Source organism: Rhizobium altiplani (assembly GCF_001542405.1).
GTDB lineage: Bacteria > Pseudomonadota > Alphaproteobacteria > Rhizobiales > Rhizobiaceae > Rhizobium > Rhizobium altiplani.
On the sequence record NZ_LNCD01000065.1, the window covers coordinates 86,617 to 112,718 of the forward strand.

Here is a 26,102-nt window from a genome sequence, read left to right on the forward strand (position 1 = left end):
AACCCGCCATCGCTTCGACACAGGAGTTTTGCCTTGACCGCAATTGCCAGCAGAGATGCTTTGCGCATAACCTCAGCTCTATTGCGTCGCAAAACACCCTGAGGAGAAGCGCATGGCCAGAACAGTCGTCGTCACCGGATCCACCAGCGGCATCGGGCTTGCGATCGCGACAGCCTTTGCCGGCAAGGGCGACAACGTCGTCATCAACGGCTTCGGAAAGCCCGAGGAAATCAAGGCGATAGTCGAGAAGCTTGAATCAGTCTCGGAGGCAAAGGCGATCTACCATCCGGCAGACATGACAAAGCCGACCGAAATCGCGGATCTGATTGAAACGGCCGCCAAGACCTTCGGCAGTGTGGATGTGCTGGTCAACAACGCGGGCATTCAGCATGTCGAGAAGATCGAAGACTTCCCGATCGAAAAGTGGGACCAGATCATAGCCATCAATTTGTCCAGCTCGTTTCACACGATGCGGGCGGCGATTCCGTTGATGAAGGCAAAGAAGCTAGGCCGCGTCATCAACATCGCCTCCGCGCACGGGTTGGTCGCCTCACCCTTCAAATCCGCCTATGTCGCGGCAAAGCATGGTATATTGGGCCTGACGAAGACCGCCGCGCTCGAACTTGCCGAATTCGGCATAACCGTGAACGCGATTTGCCCAGGCTACGTGCTGACGCCCCTCGTCGAGGAGCAGATCCCGGATACGGCCAAGGCGCGCGGCATCACCGAGGAACAGGTCAAGACCGAGGTGATCCTAAAGGCGCAACCAACGCATGAATTCGTCAAGGCCGAAGAGATTGGCGCGCTCGCTCTCTACCTCGCAAGCGACGAGGCTCGGCAAGTGACCGGGACCCACATCTCGATTGACGGAGGCTGGACCGCGGCATAACCATTCAAAACAAAGATAAAAACCAGGGAACAATATGAACGACAGCATCCGCTTCATCCTGAATGGCGAGGACATCACGCTTGGCGATGTCCGGCCGACCGAGACGCTTCTCGATTATCTCCGGTTGAAGCGCCGGCTGACCGGCACGAAGGAAGGATGCGCGGAGGGCGATTGCGGCGCCTGCACCGTCCTTGTCGGACGGCTGATAGACGGCAAGCTACACTATGAGTCCGTCAACGCCTGCATTCGCTTCATGGGGTCGCTGAACGCCACCCATGTCGTCACTGTCGAGCATGTGGCCGCCAAGGACGGCACGCTTCATCCGGTACAGCAGGCGATGGTCGATTGCCATGGATCGCAATGCGGCTTTTGCACGCCGGGCTTCATCATGTCGATGTATGGCCTCTGGCTTTCCAACGACAAGCCGAGCCGCGCAGACATCGAAAAGGCACTGCAAGGCAATCTCTGTCGTTGCACCGGCTATGAGCCGATCGTGAAGGCGGCCGAGCAGGTGAGCCACACCCGCCCGAGCGCGCTCTTTGATCCGCTGGAGAAAACCCGCTCCGAGATCATCTCGCGCCTCTGGGCGATGCGAAACAGTGAGACCGTCACGATCACCACGGTGGAGGGCCGACTGATCCTGCCCGGATCACTGGACGCGCTGGCCCGTGTGCTGTCCGAAGAGCCGAACGCCACGATCGTCGCCGGATCGACCGACGTGGGCCTCTGGGTAACCAAGCAGATGCGTGCCCTGGACCCCGTCGTCTTCATCAACCATCTGACCGATCTGCAGTCGATCACCGCTGGCGACGGCGGCTTCACGATCGGCGCGGGTGTCACCTACAGCCGCGCCTTCGAGACTATCGCCGGTAAGGTTCCGACGCTTGGCCGCCTCATCAACCGCATCGGCGGCGATCAGGTGCGCAACATGGGTACTATCGGTGGCAATATCGCGAATGGTTCGCCGATCGGCGATATGCCACCACCGTTGATTGCCCTTGGAGCGACGGTGAAGCTGCGCTCCCTGGCCGGAACGCGCATGCTGCGGCTGGAAGATTTCTTCATCGACTACGGCAAGCAGGATCGGCGCCCCGGCGAATTCGTCGAGAGCATTTTCGTGCCCTACCCGGCAGAAGAAACCCAGTTTGCGGTCTACAAGATCACCAAGCGCCGCGATGAAGACATCACGGCGGTTCTCGGCGCCTTCTATCTGACGCTGGACGGCGAAGGCGACGTTAACGACATCCGCATCGCCTTCGGCGGCATGGCCGCAACGCCGAAGCGTGCGCGCAACGTCGAGAATGCGCTCATGGGCCGGCCATGGAACGAACAAACGATCGAAGAAGTGCGTGCAGAGTTCGACGCCGACTTCCAACCGCTGAGCGATTGGCGCGCAACGGCCGAGTATCGCCAGTTGACGACGAAGAACCTGTTGACGCGCTTCTTCCTGGAAACATCCGGCGCACCAGCTGAGCTCCACCGCTTCGAGGAGGTGGCATAATGGACAAGTCGACTTTCGCCGATCCCAAATTCATCATCAACGGCGCGATGCACGATGCCTTGCGCCACGATTCCGCGCACAAGCATGTGACCGGATCGGCCGACTACATCGACGACCTTCCGGAGCCCGCCGGCCTGTTGCACGGCGCACTCGGCCTGTCCGAACGGGCGCACGCCGAAATCGTCAGCATGGATCTCTCGGAGGTCACGGCGACGCCCGGCGTTATCTGGGTTCTCACCGGCAAGGACGTTCCCGGCGTCAATGATGTCAGTTCCAACGGTAGCCACGACGAGCCGCTGCTCGCCGAGAAGAAGGTCGAATTCCACAACCAGCCGATCTTCGCCGTCATCGCCGAGACGCGCGAGATTGCCCGGCGGGCCGCCCGCAAGGCGAAGATCGAGTATCGCGACCTGCCGCATTGGAGCGATATTGACGGTGCGCTCGAGAACGGCAGCCCACTCGTCATCACGCCGATGACCCTGCAGCGCGGCGATGCGAAGGCGGAAATGGAAAATGCCCCGCGCCGACTGAATGGCCAGATGCGGATCGGCGGCCAGGAGCACTTTTATCTGGAAAGCCATATCGCCGTGGCCATCCCCGGCGAGGACGACGACGTTGTCATCTGGTCGTCCACCCAGCATCCGAGCGAAATCCAGCATATCGTGGGTCACGTGCTGAATATTCCGTCGAATGCCATCACCGTCAATGTCCGCCGGATGGGCGGCGGTTTCGGCGGCAAGGAAACGCAGGGCAACCAGTTCGCGGCCCTGGCAGCGATCGCCGCCAAGAAACTGAAGCGTGCCATCAAGTTCCGACCTGATCGCGATGAGGACATGACGGCCACCGGCAAGCGCCATGACTTCCTTGTCGACTACGAACTCGGCTTCGATGATGACGGCCGCATTTACGCGGTCGACGCGACCTATGCGGCGCGCTGTGGCTTTTCTTCCGACCTTTCAGGCCCGGTCACGGACCGCGCTCTTTTTCATGCGGATTCCAGCTACTTCTATCCGCATGTTCATCTAAGCTCGAAACCGCTGAAGACGCATACGGTCTCCAACACTGCCTTTCGTGGTTTCGGCGGACCGCAGGGCATGCTCGGTGCCGAGCGCTTCATCGAAGAAATCGCCTATGCGACTGGAAAGGATCCGCTGGAGATCCGCAAATTGAATTTCTACGGCCAGCCCGGCTCTGGCCGCACGCTGACGCCTTACCACCAGGAAGTCGAAGACAACATCCTCGAACGCATCGTTGGCGAACTGGAAGAAGGCGCCGAGTACCGGGCGCGCCGCAACGCCATCATCGAGTTCAACCGCAATAGCCGCTACATCCGCAAGGGCATTGCCCTGACGCCGGTGAAGTTCGGCATCTCCTTCACCATGACCGCCTTCAACCAGGCGGGCGCGCTCGTGCATGTCTATCAGGATGGCTCGATCCATCTGAACCACGGCGGTACGGAGATGGGCCAGGGTCTTTACACCAAGGTCGCGCAGGTGCTGGCCGACAGTTTCCAGGTCGATATCGAGCATGTGAAGATCACGGCGACGACAACAGGCAAGGTGCCGAACACCTCGGCGACGGCAGCCTCCTCGGGTTCCGACCTGAACGGCATGGCCGCCTACGATGCCGCGCGCCAGATCAAGGAACGGCTGGTCGCATTTGCCGCCGACAAGTGGGGCGTCCCTCCAACGGACGTCGTCTTCCTGCCAAACCGCGTGCGCGTTGGCGACAAGGAGTTCGCATTTGCGGATTTCGTCAAGCAGGCATACCTCGCCCGCGTCCAGCTTTCGGCTGCCGGTTTCTACAAGACCCCGAAGATCCACTGGGATCGGGCCGCCGGCCGCGGCACGCCCTTCTACTACTATTCCTATGGCGCAGCCTGCTCGGAGGTATCGATTGATACACTGACGGGCGAATACCTCATCGACCGCACCGATATCCTGCACGACGTCGGGCGTTCTCTGAACCCGGCGATCGACATCGGACAAGTCGAGGGCGCCTTCGTGCAGGGCATGGGTTGGTTGACGACGGAAGAATTGTGGTGGGATGAAAAGGGCCGGCTGCGCACGCACGCACCATCAACCTACAAGATTCCGCTCGCCTCTGACCGACCGAAGGTCTTCAACGTACGGCTTGCCGAATGGTCGGAGAATGCCGAGCACACGATCGGCCGCTCCAAGGCAGTCGGCGAACCGCCTTTCATGCTGGCGATTTCGGTGCTCGAGGCCATTTCGATGGCTGTCGCCAGCGTCGCAAATTACAAGGTCTGCCCGAAGCTCGATGCACCGGCAACGCCCGAGCGGGTGCTGATGGCCGTCGAGCGGATGAAGAGGGCCTGACATGACGGGCAGCACGTCGCGGTGCTGCCATCGTTCCCATCCCGGGCCCTACCGCTAGAACTCCCTGTCGTAGCGCGGCTCGCGTCCATCCATGAAACCAAGGTCGCGCTTCACGCGATCCGGCATACCCTCGAGCTCCAGCCTGTCCCATTCCGAAAGCCGGCGCAGCAGCCTTCGGCCAAAGCCGGAGAGCCAACTGGAAGTCCCGGCAGCCCTTGCATGGCTCTCTTGTTCGATAACGGCGCAATCCATAACTTCACCTCAATAATCTGATCCGTTGAGTTGCAGATTGCGCCAATAAATGCTGCAATTCCAATCGAACAATCGTCGGAACACATAAAGAGAACTTATCCATGAAGCTGTCGAAGCAGTTTCCGTTGAACGCCCTGCGGGTCTTCGAGGCGGTCGCGCGGCTCGGCAGTTTTACGCGCGCGGGCGAAGAACTCGGCATGACTCAGACTGCCGTGAGCTACCAGATAAAGCTTCTGGAGGAGAATGTCGGCGAGCCGCTGTTCCTGCGTCGTCCACGTCACATCAGTCTGACCGAGACTGGAGAACGGCTGGCTCCACAGGTCACAGAAGCCTTCGAAATGCTGCAACTCGCGATGGCCGAGGCACGCGGCGAAACGGAGGTAACGCTACAGATCACCTGCCTGGCGACATTCGCGTCCCAATGGCTTGCGCGTAAGCTCGGCAATTTTCAGCTCGCCAATCCGAATATCGCCGTACGGCTCAGCACTTCGGATTCGCTGGTCGATTTCGGCCGCGAAGCGGTCGATGTCGGCATACGCTCAGGCAGGGGCGAGTGGCCCGGCCTGCGGGCGGACAAACTGATGGACGTCTACTTCACGCCTATGCTGAGCCCGGCACTCGCGGAAAGCATTGGCGGCATTCATGAGCCCGCCGACCTATTGAAGCTTCGGATTTTCGATCCCACTGATCCTTGGTGGCACCAATGGCTGGAAGCAGCTGGTGTACTGATTCCCAGCCTCGAGAAGCGAAGCACAAGCTTCTACGGCGCCCAGGCCTATGAGGCCGCGGCTGCCGTCGCCGGCCAGGGTGTCGCGATCCTGACGCCCGACTTCTATCCGGAAGAACTTGCAAGCGGGAAGCTGATCCGCCCATTCGAACTGCAATGCACCGATGGCCGAGGCTATTGGCTCGCCTATCCGGAGAACCGTCGCAACGTCCCTAAGATCAAGGCATTCCGAAATTGGATTCTTGCGGAAATGAACGCCGCCGGGATCGACGGCAGCTAATAGCCCATCTGTGGCGCGTAGAAACAGCGCGGCGTATCCTCGTTCGGGAACAGGCAGAGATGGTAGTCGCCATCGCCCGAACGCATCGCCTTGCCCATGGGAAGAAGGAACACATGCGCATGCGTGACAAGCCGGTGATCCCCCGGCAGCAGCGTCACTCGATAGCCGTGCGGCGTGATCGCTACGCTCTTTGGTGGGATCATCTGGCAGTCGCCGGTCTCGCTGTCACCATTGCAACAGAACGGCTCATAGCTCCAGCCCGACGGCGCATCATGCGCGTAAGCACAGGATGCGAATGCAATCATCACACACACAAGAATGCTGCGCATGGGCATCATCTCCGTTGATGAAAGCGCCGCCGGGACGAAGCGGTTTCCACCTCAGCCCGACGGCCTCAAAATGAAATTGTAATCGAAACGTGACATTTCAAGCCACTTTCCATGCTGCACAGCGGCGCTGACAGCCCCCTTTGTTCGGGGGCGCCGTACCATTTCGCGCGCCCACCTCTCGACAGCCGGCAAGCGGTCTCTAGAGTGCCGAGCGTCGCCGGCACAGAGAGCATCCAATGAAAAAACGTCGACATGTTGGCCTAGTATGCTTTGTCTCGATGCCGCTCGCGCTGCATGCCCAGGAGCGCAGGCTTCAGGTAGAGGATCTGATGGCGATCGACGTCGGCGAGGTCCGCAAGGTGAGCAGCCCGTAAAACGGCGTTGATATGGTTTATGTATTGCAGCCTTATCAGGATCGGGTTTTCTTCGCGTTCGAGGGCCGGGACAGCTCAATGAGACACTCGACACGATCGGTTACAAGGGCAACGAAGGCAGTTGGGCGGTGCTGTCCATCACCGGCTCCCACGTCGACATGCTCCGGGTAGGTCGCTCCCGCAACCTTGATCTCCTCAACGAACATGAAGGGAACCACCTGGCTCTACCGGCAGGTTTCGAGCCTCGAGCGTGCGCGGACGGATCGCACGCCGCCTTTTCAAAAGTTCGTTACCGTGATCGGCTCTACGTTATTCTCGGCAATAGCTCCGAGTAACCGCAATCCTCTTTCCTCCGGGCGCGTCTTTCTGCAAAGTGACGAGTCGAGGGAAGAACAGGGGAACTCTATGTATGAATATGCCATAGCGTGGGAATGGTTGGCTTTTGCGGCCCGCTGGTTTCACGTCATTACCGCGATTGCGTGGATCGGCTCGTCCTTTTATTTCATTGCGCTCGACCTCGGCCTAGTGAAGCGGCCGCACCTTCCGCCCGGCGCCTATGGCGAGGAATGGCAGGTTCACGGCGGCGGCTTCTATCACATCCAGAAGTATCTGGTGGCGCCCGCGCAGATGCCCGAGCACCTGACCTGGTTCAAATACGAAAGCTATTTTACCTGGCTCTCCGGCTTCCTGATGCTCTGCATCGTCTACTATGGCGGCGCCGATCTCTTCCTCATCGACCGCCATGTGCTCGACATTACCGCTCCGGTCGCGATCCTGATCTCGCTCGCCTCGCTTGCGGTTGGCTGGGTCATCTACGACCTCTTGTGCAAGTCGCCGCTCGGCAAGAACACCTGGGGCTTGATGGCGGTTCTCTACGCCGTGATCATCTTCATGGGCTGGGGCTACACGCAACTCTTTACCGGCCGCGCCGCCTTCCTGCATCTCGGCGCCTTTACGGCAACGATCATGTCGGCCAACGTTTTCATGACCATCATCCCGAACCAGAAGATCGTCGTCGCCGACCTGATCGCCGGGCGCACGCCCGATGCCAAGTACGGCGCGATCGCCAAGCAGCGCTCACTCCACAACAACTACCTGACGCTGCCCGTGATCTTCTTCATGCTGTCGAACCACTATCCGCTGGCCTTCGGCACCGCCTATAACTGGGTAATCGCCGCCCTCGTCTTCCTGATGGGCGTCACCATCCGCCACTGGTTCAACACGACGCATGCGAGGAAGGGCCGCCCGACCTGGACCTGGATCGTCACCGTGATCCTTTTCATCCTGATCATGTGGCTGTCCACGGTGCCGCAGGTGCTAACCGGCGAGAAGGATGCGCAAGCGGTTGCCCCCGCCTTTCAGCAATTCGCCGGCGACCCGCATTTCCCCGCGGTCAAGCAGCTTGTCGGCACGCGCTGTTCCATGTGCCATGCCGCCGAACCGGTTTATGAAGGGCTAGCGCGGCCGCCAAAGGACGTCGTCCTCGAAACCGATGCGGAAATTGCCGCTCATGCGCGCGAGATCTATATACAGGCGGGCCGCAGCCACGCCATGCCGCCCGGCAACGTGACCGATATCACCCCGGATGAGCGCGAGCTGCTCGTCGCCTGGTTCGAAAGCGCAGTCGAAGGCAAACAGGAATGATCTCAGCCGCCCTTCGCGCCCTGCTCCTCGCCGCCACCCTGACCGCCTGCGGGCAGAGCGGAGCGGATGCTTCGGGATCGGAGGGCGGCGCGGCACCAGCCGCTGGCAATTTTTCCGGCGATCTGAACGCCCTTGGCACCGAGCCCTTCTGGGCGATCAAGATCCGCACCGACGGGCTCACGTTCAGCCGTCCAGGTATCGAGGACGTCAAGAGCGCCAACTCCGGTCCGGTCATCGAGAACGATCGCGCCACGTGGACGATCGCCGACGGGCCGGCACCCTTCAAGCTGACGCTGACCAAAGGGGATTGCTCAGACGGCATGTCCGATCGTCACTACACGCTGAACGCGGTTCTGGCATTCGGAGACAAGACCATGTACGGCTGCGCCGACACTCCGGCGGCCATTGCCGCCCAGCCGGCGCCCTGACGCCAACGGCGCAACAAGAAGACAATCGACAGAGACAGAAAGCCATGACACATACCCTCCTCCGCGGCCGCCTGCTTTCCTTCCTGCGCGCACCCCAAGATCTTAGCGATAGTGGAAGCTATCTCTACGAAAGCGACGGCGCCCTCCTGATCAAGGATGGCCTGATCGTTGCCTGCGGCGCCTATGACAAGGTGAGCCCGCACGCCCCCGCCGATGCCGTAACCGTCGACCATCGTCCGCATCTGATCATGCCTGGCTTCATCGACATGCACCTGCATTTCCCGCAGATGCAGGTCATTGCCTCCTATGCGGCAAACCTGCTGGAATGGCTGAACACTTATACTTTCCCCGAGGAATGCCGCTTCGTCGAAAGCGATCACGCCCAGCGCATCGCCACGCATTTCTACGATGAGCTCGTGCGCCACGGCACGACGACGGCCGTCGCCTACTGCTCCGTCCACAAGACCTCCGCCGACGCCTTTTTCGCAGAAGCGCTGAGGCGCAGCATGCGCATGATCGGCGGCAAGGTGATGATGGACCGCAACGCCCCGCAGGGGCTGCTCGACACACCTCAGATGGGCTATGACGAGACCCGCCAGATCATCGCAGACTGGCACGGCAAGGCGCGCTGCCACGTCGCCATCACCCCGCGCTTCGCGATTACCTCGACGCCCGCACAGATGGAGGCCACCCAGGCGCTTGCCCGCGAGTTTCCCGACCTCCACATCCAGACTCACCTCTCCGAGAACCACGACGAGATCAAGTTCACCTGCGAGCTTTATCCCGAGGCGATCGACTACACCGACATCTACGCGCGCTACGGCCTGCTCGGCGACAAGACGCTCTTCGGCCATTGCATCCATCTTTCGGATCGCGAGGCCGATGCGATGAGCGAAGCAGGCTCGGTCGCGGTGCATTGCCCGACGTCGAACCTCTTCCTCGGCTCGGGTCTTTTCCCGCTGAAGGCGCTTGCGCGCCGCGAAAAGCCGGTGCGCATCGGGGTCGCGACCGACATTGGCGGCGGCTCCAGCTATTCGATGCTGCGCACGATGGATGAGGCCTACAAGATCCAGCAGCTGCTCGGCGAACGCCTGAACCCGTTGGAGAGCTACTACCACATAACATTGGGCAACGCCCGGTCGCTGTCCCTTGCCGACAGGATCGGTACGCTCGATGTCGGCTCCGACGCCGATATCGTCGTCCTCAACGCCGCCGCAACGCCCGCCATGGCGCTCAAGATGGAGGTCGTGAAGACGCTGCCGGAAGAACTCTTCCTGCTGCAAACCATGGGCGACGACCGCGCGATCGTGGAGACCTATGTGGCAGGCGTCGCCGCCAAGAGTGCCATCTGAGATCTGCCCGTTGAGGTCGGCATCGGTCCGCAGCGAGCAGGCGAATTTCGTATGCCTCACCCCCGGTAGCGAAGCGCATTGACCAGCAGGGCGAAGGCCGGCGACGTCTGCCGGCTGCTCGGATAATAGAGATGATATCCGGGGAACGGCGCACACCAATCCTCAAGGACGCGAACGAGCCGTCCATCGGACAGTGGCTGCCACACCAGCGCCTCCGGCATAAACGCCAGACCGAGGCCAGAAAGCGCTGCGTTCAGCCGTAACTGCGCGTTGTTGAACACCAACTGCCCCTCCACCCGCACCTTTACCTCTCGCCCTTCTTTCTCGAACTCCCAGGCATAGACCCCGCCATAGGTCGGCAGGCGCAGGTTGATGCAGTTGTGGTCGGTGAGGTCGGCAGGCGCCTGCGGCTTGAGCTGCCGGTCGAAATAGGCAGGCGCTCCGACGACAGCCATCCGCATGTCCGGCCCGATGCGCACAGCGATCATGTCCTTCGCCACCTGCTCGCCAAGGCGGACGCCGGCGTCATAGCGCTCGGCGACGATGTCGGTCAGCCCGTAGTCGACGATGATCTCGACATTGATATCGGGATAATCAGGCAACAGCCTCTCCAGCGCGGGCCAGAGTATGGCCTCAGCGGCATGCTCTCCCGCCGTGATGCGGATCGTACCCGCCGGCTTCTCGCGAAATTCGCTGAGCGCAGCCAACTCGCTCTCGATCTCATCGAAACGCGGCCCGATCGAGCTCAGCAGACGCTCGCCTGCCTCCGTCGGCGACACGCTGCGTGTCGTGCGCGTCAGCAGCCGCAGGCCGAGGCGTGTTTCAAGGCCGCGGACGGTATGGCTGAGCGCCGATTGCGACACGCCGAGCTTGGCCGCGGCCTTCGTGAAGCTTCTCTCCCGCGCCACGGCCAGAAAGGCGATGAGGTCGTTGATCGATTGCCGCGTCATTCATGAATCTCACTCATAAGCTTATGCCGTTTATACCATCTAATCGCAGGAAAGCATCCGCACTAGATCTTCTTCCGAACGTCAGCCGAGCAGCACGCTCCTGAGCTCACGAAAGGACGAAAGATGAAAATCAAGCGAAACGGCTCCGATCCATCCGCCAAGGGACCGGCGGATTATTTCACTGGGACGGTCCGCATCGATGCGCCGTTCAACGGGGCGGCGCCAGCACGCGTCGGCGGTACAACGGTGACCTTCGAGCCCGGTGCCCGCACCGCCTGGCACACCCATCCGCTCGGTCAGACGCTGATCGTCCTCTCCGGTACCGGCCGCGCACAGCGTGACGGCGGACCTGTGGAAGAAATTCGCGCCGGCGACATCATCTGGTTCGAACCGGGCGAAAAGCACTGGCACGGCGCATCCGCGACAACAGCCATGACCCACATCGCGATCGCCGAAGCCCTCGACGGCAAGGTGGTCGACTGGATGGAAACGGTCACCGACGAACAATACCAGGGCTAGGAAAGGGAAATTCCATGCAGAAGCGCACACTCGGAAAAAGCGGCCTCGAAGTCTCCGCGCTCGGCCTCGGATGCATGGGCTTAAGCTATGGCTACGGCCCGGCAATGGACACCGCGGACGCGATCAAGTTAATCCGCGCCGCCTTCGAACGCGGCGTCACCTTCTTCGACACCGCGGAAGCCTACGGTCCCTACAAGAACGAGACCCTGCTCGGCGAGGCGCTGGCGCCATTCCGCGACAAGGTCGTCATCGCCACCAAGTTCGGCTTCAACTTCGGCCCGGATGGCGGCCAGAGCGGCATGAACAGCCGCCCTGCTCGTATCAGAGAGGTTGCCGATGCGGCGCTGAAGCGCCTCAACACCGACGTGATCGACCTCTTCTACCAGCACCGCGTCGATCCTGACGTGCCGATCGAGGATGTCGCCGGCACGGTCAGGGACCTGATCAGCGAAGGCAAGGTCAAGCACTTCGGCCTTTCGGAAGTCGGCGCCAGGACGATCCGCCGCGCGCATGCAGTGCAGCCGGTCGCCGCGCTGCAGAGCGAATATTCGCTGTGGTGGCGCGAGCCAGAACAGGACATCCTGCCGACGCTCGAGGAGCTTGGCATCGGCTTCGTTCCGTTCAGCCCGCTCGGCAAGGGCTTCCTGACCGGCGCGATCAATGAGACGACCACCTTCGACAGCAAGGATTTCCGCAACGTCGTTCCGCGCTTTTCCGCCGAAGCCCGCAAGGCCAATCAAGCGCTCGTCGACCGCCTCGGCGAGATCACCCGCGACAAGGGCGCGACCCCGGCACAGATCGCGCTTGCCTGGCTGCTGGCCCGCAAGCCCTGGATCGTTCCGATCCCCGGAACGACAAAGATGCACCGTCTGGAAGAGAACATCAGCGCCGCTGCCGTGCAGCTGACGGCGGAAAACCTTGCCGCCATCGAAACCGCGCTCGCCGGCATAAAGGTCGAGGGTGACCGCTATCCGGCACACCTACAGGCAAGGGTCGACCGCTGAGCGGTGACCAAGCGAAGGGAAAGGACCTGTCATGACTGACGGTATCAAGGACAAGGTCGTCGTGATCACCGGCGCGAGCAGCGGCCTTGGTGAAGCGGCGGCCAGACGCCTGGCGCGAGACGGCGCCAAACTCGTTCTCGGCGCCCGGCGTCTCGACCGGCTGAATGCGATCGCCGACGAACTCGGCCTCGGCAGCGACGCCGTCGGCGAGACCGACGTAACTAAGGTCGATCAGGTCAAACGCCTGGTCGACCACGCCGTTCGGCTGCATGGCCGCGTCGATGTCATCATCAACAATGCCGGCCTGATGCCGCACTCTCCACTGGAGCGCGGCAAGGTCGAGGATTGGGACCGCATGATCGACGTCAACCTCAAGGGCGTGCTCTACGGCATTGCCGCAGCGCTGCCCTATATGAAGCAGCAGAAGAGTGGCCATGTCATCAACGTCTCGTCGGTCGCCGGCCACAAGGTCAATCCGGGCAGCGCCGTTTATGCCGCGACCAAGCATGGCGTGCGCATCATTTCCGAAGGGCTGCGGCAGGAGGTAAAGCCCTACAACATCCGCACGACGATCATCTCGCCGGGCGCCGTTGCGACCGAGCTGCCCGACAGCATCACTGAACCTGACGTCGCCGAGCGCGCCCGCAAGGTCTACGCAATGGCGATCCCGGCCGACTCTTTCGCGAGTATGGTTGCCTTCGCCATGAGCCAGCCGGAGGATGTCGACGTCAACGAGATCCTGTTCAGGCCGACCAAGCAAGAATATTGACTAGGGGCGGCCGGCTCAGGCCGCCTCTTAGCCCCAACCACCTGCGCTATTGCCCACGGAAATGCCCGCAGCTGCTAGCCGGACCACGGAATCGACTTCAGCGCCTCCATCACAACCCGGATGATCGGCACGTTGCGGATGTCGGCATGGACGACGAGCCAGAACTCCCGAGTCAGCGGCTGCCGCTGAGGAATAGCCTCGACGAGATCATCACGACCCGCCAGCATGAAATTTGGCAGCATGGCGATGCCGCCGCCAGCGCGCGCCGCCGCCAGCTGGAATTCCAGCGTCGTTGCCCTTAGTGCCACCTTCCTTCCCTCAGTCGCGTCGGCGAGCCGGACCGACTGCGGTGCGCTCGCCATCGTTTCATCGTAGGCGATGAAAGTCCGCTGTTCCTCCAACGTCGCGGCCAGATAGGCAGCCGTGGCATAGAAGCCGAAGCCGACATTCCCAAGCTTGCTGATGACGAAATTGCCCTGTTCCGGCTTCGTCATGCGGACCGCAATATCCGCCTCCCGCCTGTCGAGTGACGCATAGCGGGTCTCGCCGACGATGGTGATACCAATATCTGGGTGGCGGGCTCGCAAGGCGACCAGCGCTGCCGGCAGCATTGCAGCCGCGAGCGTCGGTGGCGCGCTGATCCTGACCTCGCCGGCAAGCGTCGCGCCGGCCGCAAGCCCCAAGCGTTCGATGGCCTGCGCCTCCTGCCCCATCCGCTCCGCCATGCCCGCCACCCGCTCGCCCTCCGGCGTCAGCACGATGCGCCGACCGCGCCGGTCGACCAGCTTCACACCCATCTGCTCCTCGAGCCCGGCCACTCGACGGGCAACTGTCGCGTGCTCCACTCCGAGGGCGCGCGCAGCTCCGAGCAGCGTGCCGGCACGAGCGAACGCCGCGAAGTAGCGAAGGTTTTCCCAATCGATCATTGTTCATTTTTTCCCATGCAATGAGAAACGATAGGGAATTTTCGACCATAACGCCATGGGCGATGATGGCTGCAGCAGCAATCGGAGAGCACGTTTCATGGATAAGGCCGTTACGCTTCTCGCACCAGGAGGCATCGAGCAACTACAGGTATCAGAACAGCAGCCGCAGGAGCCTGGCGCAAACGAGATCCGCATCCGTCACGACGCGATCGGTATGAATTTCCTCGATATCTACCACCGTCGCGGGCTCTACGCCCTGCCGGCCTATCCCGCCGTACTCGGGGTCGAGGGAGCAGGCACTGTCGAAGCCGTTGGAAGCGCCGTCACGAGACTGAAACCCGGCGATCGCGTAGCCTATGCCGGCGCGCCTGTCGGCGCCTATGCCGCGACAAGGCTCTTGCCGGCGGCCCGCGCCGTTCTCCTGCCCGATGGCGTACCTTCAAAGGTTGCGGCCGCGTCCATGCTCAAGGGGCTGACAGCGTACATGCTCTTGACGAAGACCTATCGCGTCGAGCCCGGAACGACCGTTCTCATTCATGCCGCCGCCGGCGGGCTTGGAAGTATTCTCGTGCGGTGGGCAAAGTATCTCGGCGCTACAGTCATCGGAACCGTGAGTTCGGAGGAGAAGGCCGATCTCGCCCGCAGCTACGGTGCGGACCATCTGACCATCGGCCGAGACGCAGATGTCGTCGCCGCAGTGAAGCGGTTGACGGACAGCCGCGGCGTCGATGTCGCGTATGACGGCATCGGGGGCGGCATGCTGGCAAAATCCATAGCGGCCGTTCGTCCCTTCGGTGTCGTCGCCACAATCGGACAGGCCGGCGGGCCGATCCCGCCTGTCTCAGTTGATGAGCTTCGCCCCGGAAAATCGCTGACACATCCCAGCGTCATGGTCTACATCACGGACACTGCAGCCTACCTGACGGCAGCTGAAGCCGTGGTCGGAATGCAGGCTTCAGGCATAACGTCGACAATTGCCCGCGAATACCCTCTAGAGGCGGCTGCGGAAGCCCAGCAATTCCTTGAGGAAGGACGGGCGGCAGGCAGCCTGATTCTTGTCCCATAGGCGACGAAAGAGATACACAAAGCCTCGGAAATCATGTTAAGGGCCATGGCGTTATTCAGATGTGAAAGTCTTATCCATGGCCACTCCTCTCACAATCGCCGACCTCAAGAGCCTCGCCCAGCGCCGCGTCCCGAAGATGTTTTTCGACTATGCGGATTCGGGTGCCTGGACGGAGTCGACCTACCAGGCGAACGAGAGCGATTTTGCCAAGATCAAGCTGCGCCAGCGCGTCCTCGTCGACATGACGAACCGGACACTTGAAACGACCATGATCGGCCAGAAAGTGTCGATGCCAGTGGCGCTCGCCCCGACTGGCATGACTGGCATGCAGCACGCAGACGGCGAAATGCTGGCAGCCCGTGCTGCGGAAGAAGCCGGCGTTCCCTTCACGCTGTCGACGATGAGCATCTGCTCGATCGAGGATGTCGCCTCGGTTACCACCAGGCCATTCTGGTTCCAGCTCTACGTGATGCGCGACAAGGATTTCGTGCTCAACCTGATCAACCGCGCCAAGGCGGCGAAGTGCTCGGCTCTCGTATTGACCGCTGACCTGCAGATCCTCGGCCAGCGCCACAAGGACCTGCGCAACGGTCTCTCCGCCCCCCCGAAATTCACGCCGAAGCACATCTGGCAGATGGCGACACGCCCCTTCTGGTGCCTCGACATGCTGCAGACCAAGCGCCGCAGCTTCGGCAACATCGTCGGCCACGCCAAGAATGTTTCCGATCTCTCGTCGCTCTCCTCCTGGACCGCCGAACAGTTCGACCCGCAGCTCTCCTGGGCCGACGTCGCCTGGATCAAGGAGCAGTGGGGCGGCCCGCTGATCATCAAGGGCATCTGCGACGTCGAGGACGCCAAGGCAGCAGCCGAAACAGGCGCCGACGCCATCATCGTTTCCAACCATGGTGGTCGCCAGCTCGACGGCGCCCCCTCTTCGATCAGCATGCTGGAGCCAATCGTCGATGCGGTCGGCCACAAGATCGAAGTGCATCTCGACGGCGGCATCCGCTCCGGCCAGGACGTGTTGAAGGCAGTCGCCCTCGGCGCCAAGGGCACCTATATCGGCCGCCCCTTCCTTTACGGTCTCGGCGCCATGGGTAAGGACGGCGTTACACTCGCGCTCAGCATCCTCCGCAAGGAGATGGACATCACCATGGCGCTCTGCGGCAAGCGCGACATCAACGACGTCAATTCTTCCATACTGCTCGGTCGGCAGTAAGAAAAGAAGCTACGGCATCCAACCGGTCGCGAGCGCGCCTGCCCAATCCGGGCGGGCGTTTTCATTTGCGAGGCGCGACATGGCCATGTAGTCGTAGGCGACCGTGCGGAAGGCAGGGAGCCAGCCGGTCTCGCCCTTTTCCAGGATACAATAGGACGCCAGCGGGTGGCCGGTCTCGACCTTGTGGTAATGCGGTCGATCGTCGTCATAGGCCGGGCAGCCGACGCTGCCGGGATTGACGATCAGCCTGTCATCGCTGAGGCGAACCAGTCGCGGGATATGGCTATGGCCACAGAGGATCAGCGGGAAATCCGCGCCCGTGGCCAACGCCTCGATCTCTGCAAGCGGCTTCAGGAAGACATGGCCTTCCGTAGACACGGATTCCAGCCAATAGGTGCTGTCGTTCGCAGGCGTCGCGTGGCAAAGGTAGACCTCGCTCCGATAAACGGCGCTCGTCGGCAGGCCGCGCAACCATTGCAGGTCGTCCGCCGTCAGCTGATCAAACGCTGCCGTGTCCGAAAGATGCATGGCCTCGCGCTGCTGTTCGATCAGATAGCGATCGTGATTGCCGCGGACGGTTAGCATGTCTCGCTCCCGCAGAAGCTCCGCAGTTCGCCCTGCCGTCAGCGGGCCGCTGAAACAATCGCCGAGATTGACGATCTCGGTAACGCCCTGCGCCGCGATATCGGCCAGCACCGCCTCGAGCGCCAGATGGTTGCCGTGTACATCCGCGATCGCCGCAAACCGCATCACCTAGCTACCGCGATAGGTCGAATAGCCGTAAGGCGAGATCAACAAGGGCACGTGGTAATGCGCGGTGACGTCGGCAATACCGAAGCGGATGGGCACGAGATCCAGAAAGGCCGGGTGTGGCAGAGCAATACCCTCGGCGCGCAGATAGTCTCCGGCATGAAAGACGAGTTCATAAGTCCCCGCCTTGAAGCTATCGCCGATCAGGATCGGCCCGCCGTCGACGCGGCCGTCGGAATTGGTCTTGACCGTCTTCATATGGCGACGGACCTCTCCTTCAAGGTGAAAGAGATCGATCCGCAATCCCTCGGCCGGCTTGCCGGACGCGGTATCTAGTACGTGGGTGGTCAGTCCGGTCATAGGCTCGGCTCGCTGATGATGAAGGGCCTTTCGAAGAAGTATTCTTCCAGATTGTTGCCGGGTCCCTCGCGGTCGACAACAAGGAAATCGCTTACGGCGCCAAGCGACATCAACGGGTGGTGCCAGGTATTGCGGCGATAGTTCACGCCCTGATCGCCCCGCGCCAGAAACACCCGCGGACGACCGGGCCTGCCGCCCTCGTCCTCGGAGACGACGACGAGATAGGGGCGGCCGGAGATAGGCGAAAAGCTCTGGCTGCCGAACGGATGCCGCTCCATCATGTCAACTTCATAGGGAAAGTGACGCGGCTGGCCGCGAAACAGGTTGATGACGACGCGCGCGCCCTCGCCTGCCGCTTCGGCAGCGGCAAGCGCATGGAAGCGCTCGGTCGTTCCGTTGTTGATATAGCGCATCGTTACCGGATCGGCTTCGATGATATCACCGAAGGGCGCAAAGGCGGATTTGGTCAGCGGAACAATATCGAGGATTTGAGACATGTCTTTATTCGCCTTCGGCACGCCAATTGCGCACGAGGTCAAGTCTGTAGAGCAGGTCGGGAACATCGTCTTTCGCGGTCGCCCAAACCTTGTCGAGATCGATGTCGAAATAGCCATGAGCAATACGATTGCGCATGCCTCGCATCGCGCCCCAAGGGAACTCGGGGTGCTCTACCATAAACTCGGGATGGATCTTTATGAGTTGTGCAGCGATCTCCGAAGCCATCAGGAGGCTCATTCCGACCGCCCGCTGAAGGATGATATCAGCCAGAAAGTGCTCCTTACTGACATCGGTGACCATTTGATGGGCATCGGTAGCGGCTTGCCGCATGCGCTCCAGCAGGTAGGAAATTCGCTCGAGGTTCATATGGGCTTCGCTTCCGAAAGGACACGGATACGCACGGGTTCGGGAAAGTCGCCGGGCGTCAGCAGATGGATGGACGTACCCAGCATCATCTGTTCCAGTGCGTCCTGCAAGCCGCCCAGCGTCAACAATGTGCTGCCCGGCAGCGCATCCACCAGAATATCCAGATCGCTGTCCGGCCGGTCCTCGCCGCGCGCCACGGAGCCGAAGACACGCGGGTTCGCCGCGTTGAAGCGCTTCGTCACTTCGCGGATCGCCTGCCTGTTCTTCTCCAGCACTTCGGATGGCCTCATGGCGCAACTATAAGTCACGGGCGCAAAAGAGAAAAGCACCAAGGAGCTGCCTGTCTCAACGCCCCGGCAGTATCATCTCAAGGCGCAGAAACGCGATACGCTCGACCTGTGCGGTGGCTGTTTCGAACTCTTCATCGCGCGTGTTGTCGATGCGCTTTTCGAAGGCAGCCAGAATGTCATCCTTGTTCAGGCCCTTAACCGCGATGATGAAGGGAAAGCCGAACTTTTCGACATAGGCCGTGTTGAGCTCGGTGAAGCGGCCATGTTCCGCGGCGCTCAGCCGATCGAGCCCGGCGCCTGCCTGCTCTTTCTTGCTGTCTTCGGTAAGCTCACCCGCTATCGCGAGACGTCCGGCAAGATCGGGATGGGCACGCAGCACGCCGAGCCGCTCCTCCGGACTCGCCGCCCGGAAGATGGCGACGAGCGCCGTGTGGACACGATCCACCGTCAGTTCGTCGCCGACGAAACCGTCGTCATAGGCACGCTCAGCAATGAACGGCGAATGTTCAAAGACACCGCCGTAGCGTGACACGAACTCGTCCCGCGAAAGCATCAGATTGTCTCCGGCTTGTGGTGGGCATGCCAATGCTGCGCGATCTCGATTCGCCTGGGTATCCACACCTTGTCGTGCTTCAGCACATATTCGATGAAGCGTTTCAACGCTGCGGCGCGACCGGGACGACCGACGAGACGGCAATGCAGGCCGACCGACATCATCTTCGGGCTGCCGGCCTTCCCCTCTTCATACAGCGTATCGAAGGCATCCTTGAGGTAAGTGAAGAACTGATCGCCGGAATTGAAGCCTTGCGGCGTTGCAAAGCGCATGTCGTTCGTCTCGAGCGTATAGGGTATGATCAGGAACGGGTTGTCATCGACACCCTTCACCCAAAACGGCAGATCGTCGGCATAAGAGTCAGAGGAATAAAGGAAACCTCCCTCTTCCATGACGAGGCGCAGCGTGTTGTCCGAAGGCTTGCCTTGGTACATTCCGTAGGGACGTTCGCCGGTCAGTTCCGTGTGGAGGCGCACGGCTTCCTGGATATGCTTGCGCTCGACGTCTTCCTGGAAGTCCTTGTACTCAAGCCAGCGGTACCCGTGGCTGGCGATCTCCCAACCGGCTTCCTTCATGGCCGCGACCGCCTCCGGGTTGCGCGCCATAGCAAGCGTCACCCCATAAACGGTGGCCTGAACCTTGAGCTCCGTGAACATGCGCCACAAGCGCCAGAACCCGGCGCGCGAGCCATATTCGTAAATCGATTCCATATTGAGGTTTCGCTGACCCGGCCAGGACGCGGCACCGACAATTTCCGACAGAAGGTTTTCGGAGGCAGGATCGCCATCGAGAATGCAGCTTTCGCCGCCTTCTTCGTAATTGATAACGAACTGAACGGCCACGCAGGCATCGCCCGGCCACTTCGGGTCGGGCGTGTTGCGACCGTAACCGATCAGATTGCGCGGATAAGTTTCGGATACCATGAAATCACCTTCCTGAAAGTCGGCGAAACGGTAGCATCCAGAGTAGGAATGTCGAGACGGAAAGTACGCAACAGAGTTTTGCCTTTGCGGCGCAAACTCTTAGGCCAGTGTAGGAACACGATCTCGACGTGCGCTGACCTTGCCCATCGGATGCAGCGAATGCACGCTAAACGGCCCGCCATTCCCCTCTTCGACCATCAGCGCGACATTGGCGACCTTGACGGGATCGGCGAGGACTGGCTCGAAGGCGTTCCGAAGCGCCTGCTCGACCCGTGGCATGTCGCAGTGGCTGACAGGACCGGTCAGCGGCATATGAAAGCGAAACTCGTCCATCACAAAAGGGCTGCCCCAGCGATACAGATTGGCGAACTGCGCCGCCGACAGGCCACCCGGGTCCGTCCGCTCGATTTCTGCCTCGCTCAACGGCGCCCGGAATCGGTCGAACTCTTGAACGACGGCACTGGAAAGATAGTGGACATGTTCGCAAGGCCGCGACGGAACGAGACTGTAGAATACACCGAGCCTCGCCACCTCAAGCTGATGGATGTGAAACGGCGTCAGCGTTCCACAGAAGCGCATCAGATCCCGCAGAAGTTGCGCCTCCGTTACGTCGGCGGCGAGGCGGAAGGGCGCCTTCAGAACACCTTGGAAGCCATAGCGGCGCGGTAGCGCCGTATGGAAGGCAATCTCGTGAATGCTCAGGCCGCGGATCGCTGTCGGCTCGACCATCTCGCCAGAGAACACGTTTCGACCCAACCAGTTTGCAGCCACGTGCGAAAGCGGGTCGCTCGCAGCGGGTGTAAAGCAAATGGCATAGCGCATCCAATTTCCTCCGTCGAACAAACGGCACAGCCCTCCGTCGGCGCCGCGGTTGCGCTAGCAGATAGGTGATTTGCATGACAGAATAACGAAAGGCAGGAGGTGCTAATTCACGTTTAGCGTGAAGCGACGCAGATGTGATTGGCGAGCAAGAAGCTTTCCGGCAGCGCGAAGGGCGGCTGGCGGCCGGCCGCGAGGTGGATCGCTGCCGCAGCCAGACGGTGCGCCAGGCCGAAGCTGACCTTGAAGCCGCCGGTCAATGCGATCAGGCCGGCATGGTCGGGATGGACGCCGATCATCGGATCACGATCGATCGCTTTCGGCCGCAGACCGGCCCACCGCTCAACAACGGGCGCGCCTCGCAACGCCGGCACCAATTGGGCAGATGCCTCAAGCAGCGCGTCGAGCTGCTCGTCCGTCGAGAATGGTTCGTCGAAGCGATTCTCGCTGGTGCTGCCGACGGCGACATGGCCGCCCTCATGCGCAACGATATACAGCCCGTCGCGAAAGATCGTCGGCAAGGACGGGGCTATGTCGACTTTCAGCAGGGCTGCCTGGCCTTTGACAGGCTGGCCCAGCGGCTTCACAAGGCCACCCGTATACCGCTGCAGCAATGGAAAGGATTGGTGGCCGGCAGCGACAATGCACTGTCTGAAAGCAATGTCACCTGCACTGGTAATCGCAACCTTGCGCTCAAGATCGAGATCATCGACCGAAACGTTTTCGGCAACGCGGACGCTCCGTGCGTCGCGCAGTGATGCCGCTAGCAGCGCGATGAGCGACCGCGGCGCGACTCTGGCGGCAAGCGTGTCGTGCACGAAGCCGCTTTCACCTGCCGCTGCGTCCAGCCAGTTGTCCTGGGGAGGCTTGTCGAGCACGCGCCAGTGGTAGCGCTGCTCGCCGGCGATCCAGCGATGCTTGGCATCCCGGGAATGACCGAGCGCGATCTCGCGCAAATGCGGCTTCGGCAGCGGAATGAGGCGGCCCGAGCGCCGATAGCCGGCGGAAAGACCGGTCTGCCGTTCCAACGCTGCAATCTCCGCCTCCAGAGAAACGAGCGCATCGAACTGAAATTGCTTCTTGGCATTCCACTTGTCCGGCATGTGCGGCATCAGCGCCCCGAGCAGGCCGCCGCTCGCGCCGTGACCAAGCCGGCCGGCTTCGATGAGCCATGCATTGATGCCCAGGCGTTCCGCCTGAACCGCTGCCCATAGCCCCATGATACCGCCACCGATGATCAGCAGGGCAGTCGATGATTGACCGGAACGCGCGGTCGGACTATCGGCTTTTGGCATGACAGATACTGATCCCGAAAAGAGTGCTGGCCCCCACCAGCCGCTGGAGTGGCGCGACGGCGATATGCCCTATTCACCGGCCTTTGGCGACCATTTTTATTGCCAGACCGATGGCCGGCTGGAATGCGGACACGTTTTCCTCGCCGGCAACGGCCTGCCGCAGCGCTGGCAGGATAACGGCGACTTCCTGATCGGCGAGCTCGGCTTCGGCACAGGTTTGAATTTCGCCGAAACGTGGCGGCAATGGAAACTCTTTCGGCGCAACGGGCAGCAACTGCACTTCATGTCGTTTGAACTTTATCTGATGCGGCGTGGGGAAATCGACCGTGCGCTTTCTCATTGGGCCGAGATCGACATCGAGCGGCAAGCCCTGGCGGCCGCCTGGCCGGAAACGCCGGAAGCAAGCGTCTTCCTGCGGCTCGATGACCAGACGTCGCTCAGCGTAATCCGCGGCCATGCTCTCGAAGGCGTCGCGGCCGCGCAAGCCGGCTTCGATGCCTGGTATCTCGACGGCTTCGCCCCATCGCGCAATGCCGACATGTGGTCTGAGGAATTGATGCGCCTCGTCTGCGAGAAGACGAAGCCAGGCGGAACCTTCGCGACCTATGCGGCGGCCGGCTTTGTCCGACGAAACCTGATCGCCGCCGGCTTTGCGGTGGAGCGTCGTGCCGGCTTTGCCGGAAAACGCGAGATGCTCTGCGGCATCAAATCCTAGACCCCGCGTGCTGCTCGCTCGCGCGCAGCCACTGCGCAAGCTTCTCTTCGAGCAGTTCCGGGCTGATCGGTTTTGACATGTAATCGTCCATTCCGGCGTCCAGGCAGAGATCGCGGTCGACCTCCAGCGTATGCGCCGTCACTCCGATGATCGGCACGCGATGACCTTGTACGCGTTCGCGATCGCGTATTGCGCGCGTCGCGTCGTGGCCGTTCATGACAGGCATCGAGACATCCATCATGATGATGCGTGGTGCGCAGCGATCCCATGCCTCAACCGCCTCCTCGCCGTTGCCGACGACGAGAAAACTGAGGCCGGTTTCCTGCAATATCTGCGTAAAGACGATCTGGTTGACTTCGTTATCTTCCGCAACCAGCACGTCGATGAACTCCGCCGGCGGCCATTCGGAAGGCTCAGCTTTGGCGAGCGGCGGCGGCGCTGCCTCCGGAACCGTCTTCCCCGCCGCAGCGATCTGTGTCGTGCGACTTGCCCGCACGACGTCAACGATGGTGTTTCGCAGCACGTTGGCCCGCGCCGGCTTCATCAAATAGGCTTGACCGTTAAGCGCGGCGAACTCTTTCTCCGTCCCGGAAATGTCCATTGAGGTCAGGAAGATGATCGGCAGCCGTTCAAAGCGGCTGTCGGCGCGCAGCTTCCGTGCGATGTCGGCGCCGTTCATGCCCGGCATCTGGTAATCCAGCACGACCGCATCGATCTCGATGCCCAACTCGTTCGCTGCGGCGATTATTGCCATGGCCGCCGGTCCGTCCTCGGCGGCGGCCCCATCGAAGCCCCAGAGGTCCAGCTGCTCGGCCAAAATCTGTCGGTTGACCGCGTTGTCGTCGACGATGAGAACGCGCGCACCTGTCACGTTGACCGGCAAGGGCTTTGGAGCAAGGCGCGCCGCTGCCACGGTGAGAGGCAGGTTTACCGTAAAGACCGAGCCCTCCCCCGGTTCGCTGTCCACCTCGAGGTAGCCGCCGAACAAGTCGACCAGCCCTGCCGTGATGGCAAGGCCAAGCCCGGTTCCCTCATGGCGACGCGTGGAGGATGAGTCGATCTGCGAGAACTTGTCGAAAATGGAGTCGAGCTTGTCGCCCGGGATGCCGATGCCAGTATCCTCGACCCGGATGCGCGCCATGATTTCGTCTTCCGCGCCCGGCGTAAAGCCGACGTCCACAAGGACGTGACCGCGCTCGGTGAACTTTATGGCATTGCCGACGAGATTGGCGATGATCTGGCGGAAGCGGCCGGCGTCACCGATCACGGCCGACGGCAAATCGGGTGCCGCGCGCACCAGCAGCTCTATGTTCTTCTCAGCCGCCGGCGAAGACAGGAGCGTTGTAACGTCCTCGATCGCCTCGACCAAATCGAACGTCGTGCGCCTGAGGGTCATCTGGCCGGCGTCGATCTTGGAGAAGTCGAGAATGTCGTTGATAATCGTCACCAAGGCGTTGCCCGACTTGGCGATGATATCGATGAACGTCTTCTGGCGCGTGTCGAGATTGGTCTTCGCCAGCAATTCGGCCATTCCGAGAACGCCGTTCATCGGCGTTCGGATCTCATGGCTCATATTCGCCAGGAACTCCGACTTGACGCGATCGGCGGCTTCCGCCCGGGATAGCAACCGCTCAAGCTCGGCCTCACGCTGCTTCGCTTCGGTGACATCGGTGAACAGCGCAACCCAGTGCTGCCGCTCGCTGATCGTCGCATCCAGGTTAACCCAGCGCTCTCCGGCGACATGGAACGGCGTCGAAATCGGCTTCTTGGCCGCGATGTTATCGCGCCAGCTCTGCAGGATTTCATCTTCCTGCCCGTGAAAGTCGCCACGTTCGGCGCAAAACCGGAACAGATCGATCCACCCCCGTCCAACTGCGAGATATTCAGGTGGTATGGCGAGGATCTCGCTGAGTGGCTCGCTGGCAAGCAGGATGTTGCCGTCCTGAACGATCAAGAGGCCCTGCGACATCGCCCGTGTCGCGTCCTCCATCAAGTCGCCGAGATGCGCGAGAGCCGCCCGCGTTTCGTGAATTTCCTTCTCCCGCTGGCGGACCGCAGTGACATCAGTATAGGAAAGCAGGACGCGACCGTTGGAAAGGCGGCCGCCCTCGAACAGGACCCGCTTGCCGTTAACCCAGCCCAGTTCTATTGGCGGCTGCTGTTCCGCAGCAAAATGCTTCTCGCGCCGGGCAAGGATCTGCTCCGGCGTGAGCCTGTCCCCATAGCGACCGAGTTGGTGATTGCGACGGATGACGTCGATGAAGGCCAAGCCGTCGAAGCGGTCGTCACGTGGTAGATCCCAGACATCGTAGAACTCGTCATTGGCGTAGAGGACGTTGCGCTCTTCGTCGAGGATCATGACACCGACTGGGAGAGCACGAAGAATGCCTTCAAGATCGTCCGTCAGCGCCCGGCTGCGAGCCAAGTCGGATGCCGAAAGGGTCGGCTTGGCCCCTGTCAGCTGATCGCCGCCGTCTTGATGTGGAGCTGTCCTTTCAAAAATACCGAGTACATAGACGCAATCTTCGGACGGCGAGAAACTCTCGATCCGCACCCGCTCGCGCCCGAAGCCCCTGCTGTCGAAACAAACGGCACTTTCCTCACTCGCGAAGACGAGTGCGCGCCGCTCCTTGTCTTCGCGGGCCTCCTCTTCCGGCGTATCGATAAGTTCTCGGCTCCGGCAGCCGATGAAATCAGGGATCTCCCTTCCGAAGAAGGATGCATAGGCCTCGTTGACGGCCACATAGCGAAGCTCGCTGTTCTTGACATAGGCGGGGCGCTCCAGATCCGCGATCCGGCGGCAGGCCAGCTCGAGAAGGTCCCCGCTCGATGTCAAAGTTGGTCCTCAGTCAGGAAAAGCTTACTCATCGAGCAAGTATAACGGGCGCTCTTTAACAACCCTTTAACCATAATGCAGCGGCACCCTGCAGGACGCAGGCAACCTGTGCTCTAGCGCCGGCGCGGC

Annotated in this window: 28 protein-coding genes; 14 read left to right on the plus strand and 14 right to left on the minus strand. The window is 61.3% G+C overall.

Annotated features, from left to right (window positions below; all coding sequences use genetic code 11):
- The first annotated feature begins 112 nt into the window (after positions 1-112).
- The 3 genes from AS026_RS14640 to xdhB are packed head-to-tail and all read left to right on the plus strand — an operon-like array spanning position 113 to position 4,729.
- Complete coding sequence (locus tag AS026_RS14640; RefSeq protein WP_062370350.1) at positions 113-889, plus strand: 3-hydroxybutyrate dehydrogenase; 777 nt, start codon at positions 113-115, stop codon at positions 887-889.
- Between the two features lie 34 nt (positions 890-923).
- The gene (xdhA, locus tag AS026_RS14645; protein WP_062370352.1) at positions 924-2,390 is read left to right on the plus strand and encodes a xanthine dehydrogenase small subunit; all 1,467 of its coding nucleotides are present in this window, start codon (positions 924-926) and stop codon (positions 2,388-2,390) included.
- Positions 2,390-4,729 (plus strand): xanthine dehydrogenase molybdopterin binding subunit, encoded by a 2,340-nt coding sequence (xdhB, locus tag AS026_RS14650; protein WP_062370355.1) that lies wholly within the window; start codon positions 2,390-2,392, stop codon positions 4,727-4,729. The genes xdhA and xdhB overlap by 1 nt, the downstream gene beginning before the upstream one ends.
- 54 nt (positions 4,730-4,783) lie before the next feature.
- Here xdhB and AS026_RS14655 read toward each other — a convergent pair whose 3' ends face one another.
- Positions 4,784-4,981 (minus strand): hypothetical protein, encoded by a 198-nt coding sequence (locus AS026_RS14655; RefSeq protein WP_037216974.1) that lies wholly within the window; start codon positions 4,979-4,981, stop codon positions 4,784-4,786.
- Positions 4,982-5,082: 101 nt separating this feature from the next.
- Here AS026_RS14655 and AS026_RS14660 point away from each other — a divergent pair, with 101 nt between their 5' ends.
- Positions 5,083-5,988, plus strand: a complete 906-nt coding sequence (locus tag AS026_RS14660) for a LysR substrate-binding domain-containing protein (protein WP_062370358.1) — start codon at positions 5,083-5,085, stop codon at positions 5,986-5,988.
- Here the strand turns inward: AS026_RS14660 and AS026_RS14665 are convergent.
- The gene (locus AS026_RS14665) at positions 5,985-6,317 is read right to left on the minus strand and encodes a hypothetical protein (RefSeq protein ID WP_018857532.1); all 333 of its coding nucleotides are present in this window, start codon (positions 6,315-6,317) and stop codon (positions 5,985-5,987) included. The two genes, AS026_RS14660 and AS026_RS14665, sit on opposite strands and share 4 nt — an antisense overlap.
- A 236-nt stretch (positions 6,318-6,553) precedes the next feature.
- Between AS026_RS14665 and AS026_RS42045 the strand changes: the two genes are divergently transcribed.
- The 4 genes from AS026_RS42045 (at position 6,554) to guaD (ending at position 10,115) form a co-directional block, all read left to right on the plus strand.
- Positions 6,554-6,691 carry a hypothetical protein gene (locus AS026_RS42045; protein WP_160330115.1) on the plus strand — a complete coding sequence of 46 codons (138 nt, stop codon included), beginning with the start codon at positions 6,554-6,556 and terminating at the stop codon, positions 6,689-6,691.
- Positions 6,692-7,096: 405 nt separating this feature from the next.
- Positions 7,097-8,335, plus strand: a complete 1,239-nt coding sequence (locus AS026_RS14670; RefSeq protein ID WP_062370360.1) for a urate hydroxylase PuuD — start codon at positions 7,097-7,099, stop codon at positions 8,333-8,335.
- Positions 8,332-8,763, plus strand: a complete 432-nt coding sequence (locus AS026_RS14675) for a COG3650 family protein (RefSeq protein ID WP_018857528.1) — start codon at positions 8,332-8,334, stop codon at positions 8,761-8,763. The genes AS026_RS14670 and AS026_RS14675 overlap by 4 nt, the downstream gene beginning before the upstream one ends.
- Positions 8,764-8,807: 44 nt before the next feature.
- Positions 8,808-10,115 (plus strand): guanine deaminase, encoded by a 1,308-nt coding sequence (guaD, locus tag AS026_RS14680; protein ID WP_062370362.1) that lies wholly within the window; start codon positions 8,808-8,810, stop codon positions 10,113-10,115.
- Between the two features lie 56 nt (positions 10,116-10,171).
- Here guaD and AS026_RS14685 read toward each other — a convergent pair whose 3' ends face one another.
- Entirely contained in the window at positions 10,172-11,065 is an 894-nt protein-coding gene (locus AS026_RS14685) for a LysR family transcriptional regulator (protein WP_062370364.1), read from the minus strand.
- Between the two features lie 123 nt (positions 11,066-11,188).
- On the opposite strand from AS026_RS14685, the gene AS026_RS14690 reads away from it, so the two are divergent.
- Genes AS026_RS14690 through AS026_RS14700 form a run of 3 tightly spaced genes read left to right on the plus strand, consistent with a single transcriptional unit; the run spans position 11,189 to position 13,357 of the window.
- Positions 11,189-11,584 (plus strand): (R)-mandelonitrile lyase, encoded by a 396-nt coding sequence (locus AS026_RS14690; RefSeq protein ID WP_062370366.1) that lies wholly within the window; start codon positions 11,189-11,191, stop codon positions 11,582-11,584.
- A 14-nt stretch (positions 11,585-11,598) separates the two neighbouring features.
- Entirely contained in the window at positions 11,599-12,588 is a 990-nt protein-coding gene (locus AS026_RS14695) for an aldo/keto reductase (RefSeq protein WP_062370369.1), read from the plus strand.
- Between the two features lie 31 nt (positions 12,589-12,619).
- Positions 12,620-13,357, plus strand: a complete 738-nt coding sequence (locus AS026_RS14700; protein ID WP_062370371.1) for an SDR family oxidoreductase — start codon at positions 12,620-12,622, stop codon at positions 13,355-13,357.
- A gap of 74 nt (positions 13,358-13,431) precedes the next feature.
- Here AS026_RS14700 and AS026_RS14705 read toward each other — a convergent pair whose 3' ends face one another.
- Positions 13,432-14,283 (minus strand): LysR family transcriptional regulator, encoded by an 852-nt coding sequence (locus AS026_RS14705; RefSeq protein ID WP_062370374.1) that lies wholly within the window; start codon positions 14,281-14,283, stop codon positions 13,432-13,434.
- A 97-nt stretch (positions 14,284-14,380) separates the two neighbouring features.
- Between AS026_RS14705 and AS026_RS14710 the strand changes: the two genes are divergently transcribed.
- Both AS026_RS14710 and AS026_RS14715 read left to right on the plus strand, forming a co-directional pair.
- Entirely contained in the window at positions 14,381-15,349 is a 969-nt protein-coding gene (locus AS026_RS14710) for a quinone oxidoreductase family protein (RefSeq protein WP_062370376.1), read from the plus strand.
- A gap of 76 nt (positions 15,350-15,425) precedes the next feature.
- Positions 15,426-16,568, plus strand: a complete 1,143-nt coding sequence (locus AS026_RS14715) for an alpha-hydroxy acid oxidase (RefSeq protein ID WP_018857521.1) — start codon at positions 15,426-15,428, stop codon at positions 16,566-16,568.
- A 9-nt stretch (positions 16,569-16,577) separates the two neighbouring features.
- On the opposite strand, the gene AS026_RS14720 is transcribed toward AS026_RS14715, so the two are convergent.
- The 9 genes from AS026_RS14720 to AS026_RS14760 all read right to left on the minus strand — a co-directional run bounded on the left by AS026_RS14720 (position 16,578) and on the right by AS026_RS14760 (position 22,422).
- Positions 16,578-17,318, minus strand: a complete 741-nt coding sequence (locus AS026_RS14720; RefSeq protein WP_025660451.1) for a metallophosphoesterase family protein — start codon at positions 17,316-17,318, stop codon at positions 16,578-16,580.
- Positions 17,319-17,321: 3 nt separating this feature from the next.
- Positions 17,322-17,678 (minus strand): hydroxyisourate hydrolase, encoded by a 357-nt coding sequence (gene uraH / locus AS026_RS14725; RefSeq protein WP_018857519.1) that lies wholly within the window; start codon positions 17,676-17,678, stop codon positions 17,322-17,324.
- Entirely contained in the window at positions 17,675-18,175 is a 501-nt protein-coding gene (locus AS026_RS14730) for an ureidoglycolate lyase (protein WP_062370378.1), read from the minus strand. The genes uraH and AS026_RS14730 overlap by 4 nt, the downstream gene beginning before the upstream one ends.
- Positions 18,176-18,179: 4 nt before the next feature.
- Positions 18,180-18,542, minus strand: a complete 363-nt coding sequence (locus tag AS026_RS14735) for a HepT-like ribonuclease domain-containing protein (protein ID WP_062370381.1) — start codon at positions 18,540-18,542, stop codon at positions 18,180-18,182.
- Positions 18,539-18,832, minus strand: a complete 294-nt coding sequence (locus AS026_RS14740) for a nucleotidyltransferase family protein (protein ID WP_025660454.1) — start codon at positions 18,830-18,832, stop codon at positions 18,539-18,541. The genes AS026_RS14735 and AS026_RS14740 overlap by 4 nt, the downstream gene beginning before the upstream one ends.
- 55 nt (positions 18,833-18,887) lie before the next feature.
- Entirely contained in the window at positions 18,888-19,385 is a 498-nt protein-coding gene (gene uraD / locus AS026_RS14745) for a 2-oxo-4-hydroxy-4-carboxy-5-ureidoimidazoline decarboxylase (protein ID WP_018857515.1), read from the minus strand.
- Positions 19,385-20,308, minus strand: a complete 924-nt coding sequence (puuE, locus tag AS026_RS14750; protein WP_018857514.1) for an allantoinase PuuE — start codon at positions 20,306-20,308, stop codon at positions 19,385-19,387. Before puuE ends, uraD begins: the two co-directional genes overlap by 1 nt.
- Before the next feature lie 99 nt (positions 20,309-20,407).
- Positions 20,408-21,130, minus strand: coding sequence for a DUF1045 domain-containing protein (locus AS026_RS14755; protein WP_018857513.1), 723 nt, complete (start codon positions 21,128-21,130; stop codon positions 20,408-20,410).
- A 113-nt stretch (positions 21,131-21,243) separates the two neighbouring features.
- Positions 21,244-22,422 carry an NAD(P)/FAD-dependent oxidoreductase gene (locus AS026_RS14760; RefSeq protein WP_025660456.1) on the minus strand — a complete coding sequence of 393 codons (1,179 nt, stop codon included), beginning with the start codon at positions 22,420-22,422 and terminating at the stop codon, positions 21,244-21,246.
- Between AS026_RS14760 and mnmC2 the strand changes: the two genes are divergently transcribed.
- On the plus strand, positions 22,421-23,137 hold the full coding sequence (mnmC2, locus tag AS026_RS14765; protein ID WP_025660457.1) for a tRNA (5-methylaminomethyl-2-thiouridine)(34)-methyltransferase MnmC2: 717 nt from the start codon (positions 22,421-22,423) through the stop codon (positions 23,135-23,137). The two genes, AS026_RS14760 and mnmC2, sit on opposite strands and share 2 nt — an antisense overlap.
- Here the strand turns inward: mnmC2 and AS026_RS14770 are convergent.
- On the minus strand, positions 23,127-25,973 hold the full coding sequence (locus AS026_RS14770; protein ID WP_062370383.1) for a response regulator: 2,847 nt from the start codon (positions 25,971-25,973) through the stop codon (positions 23,127-23,129). The genes mnmC2 and AS026_RS14770 overlap by 11 nt on opposite strands.
- Positions 25,974-26,102: the final 129 nt, after the last annotated feature.